At 70.1% G+C, this 2,134-nt stretch carries 2 protein-coding genes; one reads left to right on the top strand and one right to left on the bottom strand.

Annotated elements, in window-relative coordinates; all coding sequences use genetic code 11:
- Positions 1-53: 53 nt before the first annotated feature.
- Positions 54-335, bottom strand: coding sequence for a hypothetical protein (locus QSG27_RS28685; RefSeq protein ID WP_306712235.1), 282 nt, complete (start codon positions 333-335; stop codon positions 54-56).
- Positions 336-735: 400 nt separating this feature from the next.
- Here QSG27_RS28685 and QSG27_RS28690 point away from each other — a divergent pair.
- A partial coding sequence (locus tag QSG27_RS28690; RefSeq protein WP_306712236.1) for a L,D-transpeptidase family protein occupies positions 736-2,134 on the top strand: 1,399 nt, incomplete at its 3' end.

The following is a 2,134-nucleotide window of genomic DNA, read 5'->3' on the forward strand; positions in this document are numbered from 1 at the left end:
GCGGGGCCCTTTCCCGCAGGAGTTTCGATGATCAACCACCACAGCGCGCTCATCTACGTCATGGTGCTGGTGTCGGCCTTGCGGACGGCGGCCTTCCGGGTCACCGACTTGTGGACGGCGGCCTTCTGGGCGGTCCGGACGGCGGCGGGCTTTGCCGCGGCCTTGGGGGCGGCGGCCTTGGGGGCAGCCGTCTTGGCGGCGGGCTTGGGCGCTTGCTTGTGCACTGTCTCCTGGGCCGCCTTGGCGAGGGCGTCCACAGGGTGGAGGGCGACGGGCGTGGCGACGGCCAGGGACAGGAGCAGCGGCAGGACGAAACCGTACGGCGAACGCGGCATGATGGCGACCGGATGGAGAAGATGGTCGCTTCCTCTACCCCGCAAGCGGTTAACAAAAAATGTGTCGAATCTCCGGCGTGTTGAGGGAATTTGCGGTTCCTGCGGCGCGTCGGCCATTTACCATTCGGCCCGCTAACCTTCCCCTTTTGCCTGTGTCGCGGCGGCAACGCTGCTGTGCACATTGTGGCACAGAAGCATCATTCTGCCCGATGTCACTTGTGCCGCAGCGCCGCGGACGGCAGATGTCTTATGCCGAAAGGGCGCTGGTGCCTGCGTGTCGTCCGTGCGACCTCACGTATGGACAGGGCCTTTCGTTAGCCGTCTGTTCATCGCCGCGTGGGATGCTTCGATTATGCTGACGACCATTCGCACCTGCGCTCGGCCCGCCCTTGGAGCGAGGGTGGCCGTGTGCCTCTTCGCCGGGCTGCTCGCCCTGCCGGTGCAGGCCGCGCCGTCCACCGCCACGGGCACGTCCACGGGCCGGGATGTCGTGGGAACCTGGATCGCGCGGATCGACCAGCGCGCCGCCGAACTGGAGGGCATGCCCCGCGTGCAGCAAACCCGCGTGGGCTATGGCTCCGTTCTGAAGAAGGGCGACGGCGGCATGGTGGATGTGGTGGCGCCCGGTCCGGTGCGCCCGTCCGACGTGCCGGAGGGCGCGGCCCCCGCCGCCGGGGCGGCCCCGACGATCGTGGTGACCCCGCCCGCCGAACCCCTGCCCCAGGCCGATCCGTCCGCGACGCCCGGCGCCACCGGCTCGGCGACGCCCGGCACGGTGGTCGAGGTCCTGCCTCCGCCGCCGGCCCTGACCATCCAGGTGCGGGCGCGCACCGCCGACCGCGTCGGGCGCCTGACCACCCGGCTGATCGAGCTGGGCTTCCTGAGCAAGGAGCAGTGGACGGAAAGCTTCGACGACACCGTCGAGACGGCGGTCCGCGCCTTCCAGCTTTCCGAAGGGCTGATGCAGGACGGCAAGGTGGGCGAGGTCACGCGCCAAGCGCTGGACCGCACGCCCAAGGAAGCCGCCAAGCTGATGCGCGGCGCCACGGCGACCATGCGCGCCTTCCAGGCGTCGGTTCCGGACACCGTGCTGCTGGTCAACCTGCCCAGCCAGACCGTGACCTACATCGAGCGGGGCAAGCTGAATTTCACCATGCGCGCCGTGGTGGGCCGCCCGTCGCGCCAGACGCCCCTGCTGCAGGACCGCGTCACCAGCGTGACGATCAACCCCACCTGGACCGTGCCGCCGACCGTGCTGGTCGAGGACAAGCTGCCGGTGCTGCGCAAGAAGGGCAACACCGGCATCAAGGACGCCGTCGTCTATCTGGACGGGGTGGAGGTGGTGCCGGAAAGCATCAACTGGTGGCAGGTGTCGCCGGAGCGCATCCGCATCGTCCAGAAGCCCGGCGACGACAACGCCCTTGGCCGCTTCCGCTTCAACCTGACCAACGGCGACGGCATCTTCCTGCACGGCACCAACGACCCGCGGCTGTTCGAGCGCGACCTGCGCGCCGCCAGCTCCGGCTGCGTGCGGCTGGCCGACGCGCGGATGGTGGCGGAAACGCTGCTGCGCCCCGCCAAGCTCGACTCCGCGGCGATCGAGCGGCAGTTGGAGAGCGGCAAGACCAAGACCGTCGCCCTGCCCAACGCCGTGCCGGTCCGCTTCGTCTACTGGACCTCCACGGTGGAGACGGACGGCACCGTGCGGGTGCATCCGGGCATCTACGACGACGTGCCGACCGCCCCGCCCGCCGCCACCCCGGCCCCGGCGGCCCCGGCCGCCGCCGGAACCGTCTCGG

Origin of the sequence: Azospirillum isscasi (assembly GCF_030849505.1) — a bacterium.
GTDB classification, from domain to species: Bacteria; Pseudomonadota; Alphaproteobacteria; order Azospirillales; family Azospirillaceae; genus Azospirillum; species Azospirillum isscasi.